Below are 1,961 nucleotides of genomic sequence, written 5' to 3'. Positions count from 1 at the left end.
GCGAAGGCGTCGGCGGTCGCGAGGGCCTCCAGGTGGGCGGTCGAGCACCCGGTCCGGCGCGCGAGATCCGCGAGATCCCGGTACGGCCCGTGCGCGCGCCGTTCCTGCTCGATGACCTCGGCCAGGTCGGCGCCGAGGGTACGGACGCTGCTCAGCCCCATCCGCACGGCCGGGCCACCCAGTCCCCAGGCGTGCGGCGGCTCCCCGGGCGCGCTGCCCCAGCGGGTCTGCGCGGTCGACTCCAGCACCGCGGTGGCGTCGCTGAGGTTGATGTCCGGGCGGCGCACCTCGACGCCGTGCCGGCGGGCGTCGTCGACCAGCGACTGCGGCGAGTAGAAGCCCATCGGCTGGGCGTTGAGCAGCGCCGCGCAGAACGCCGCCGGGTGGTAGCGCTTGAGCCAGGAACTGGCGTAGACCAGGTACGCGAAGCTCATCGCGTGGCTCTCCGGGAAGCCGTAGCTGGCGAACGCGGACAGCTTCTGGAACAGGTCGTCGGCCAGCTCACCGGTGATGCCCCGGGCGGCCATCCCGGCGTACAGGCGGCTCTTGATCTGTTCCATCTTCTCCACCGACCGTTTGGATCCCATCGCCCGGCGCAGCTGATCGGCCTCGGCCGGGTCGAAGCCCGCGACGTCGATGGCCAGCTGCATCAGCTGCTCCTGGAACAGCGGCACACCCAGGGTCTTCTCCAGCGCGTTGCGCATCAGCGGATGCGGGTAGGTGACCTCCTCCAGGCCGTTCTTGCGCCGGATGAACGGGTGCACCGAGCCGCCCTGGATCGGGCCGGGCCGGATCAGGGCGACCTCGACGACCAGGTCGTAGAACTCGCGGGGCTTGAGCCGGGGCAGCGTCGCCATCTGCGCGCGGCTCTCCACCTGGAAGACTCCGACGGAATCGGCCCGGCACAACATGTCGTAGACCTCGGGATCGTCCAGCCGCATGGTGCCGATGTCCAGGTCGGACTCGATCATGTCGTACGCGTAGTGCAGCGCCGACAGCATGCCCAGCCCCAGCAGGTCGAACTTGACCAGCTCGATCGCCGCGCAGTCGTCCTTGTCCCACTGCAGCACCGTGCGCCCCGGCATCCGCCCCCACTCCACCGGGCACACCTCGATGATCGGCCGGTCGCAGATGACCATGCCGCCGGAGTGGATGCCCAGGTGCCGGGGGAAGTTCTGCACCTGGTTGGCGAACGCGACGACCTGCTCGGGGATCTCCTCCACGTCGACCGAGGCGACACTGCCCCACCGGTCGATCTGCTTGCTCCATGCGTCCTGCTGCCCGGGCGAGAAACCGAAGGCCTTGGCCATGTCCCGGACGGCGGACCGCGGACGGTACGAGATCACGTTGGCGACCTGCGCGGTGTGCTCCCGGCCGTACCGGCGGTAGACGTACTGGATGACCTCCTCGCGGCGGTCGGACTCGATGTCGACGTCGATGTCCGGCGGCCCGTCCCGCTCCGGGGCCAGGAACCGTTCGAAGAGCAGGTCGTACGCGACGGCGTCCACGTTGGTGATGCGCAGCGCGTAACAGACCGCGGAGTTGGCGGCCGAGCCCCGCCCCTGGCAGTAGATGTCCGCGTCCCGGCAGAACTTCACGATGTCGTAGACCACCAGGAAGTACCCGGGGAAGTTCAGCTCCGCGATCATCTTCAGCTCGTGCTCGATCTGCGCGTACGCCTTCGGATGGGCCTGCGGCGGCCCGTACCGCTCCTGCGCGCCGCGCATGGTCAGCTCCCGCAGCCAGCTCATCTCCGTGTGCCCGGGCGGAATGTCGAAATCGGGCAGCTTCGGCGCGACCAGGTTCAGATCGAAGGCGAGATCATCACCGAACATCGCGGCGTTCTCCACCGCCCCCGGGTACGCCGCGAACCGCCGCCGCATCTCGGCCCCACTGCGCAGGTGGGCGGTGCCGGCAGCGGGCAGCCAGCCGTCCATGTCGTCGAGGCTGCGCCGCGCCCG

1 protein-coding gene is annotated in these 1,961 nt (G+C 69.8%); it reads right to left on the bottom strand.

The genetic code is table 11. The annotated features are described in order from the left end of the window. On the bottom strand, window positions 1-1,961 hold a 1,961-nt coding region (locus AB0C29_RS45920), incomplete at both ends, for an error-prone DNA polymerase (RefSeq protein ID WP_360834322.1).

This window comes from Actinoplanes sp. NPDC048791, assembly GCF_040650095.1.
GTDB lineage: Bacteria > Actinomycetota > Actinomycetes > Mycobacteriales > Micromonosporaceae > Actinoplanes.
The sequence above is the reverse complement of the archived record's forward strand: the minus strand, read 5'-3'. Positions and strand labels throughout refer to the sequence as shown.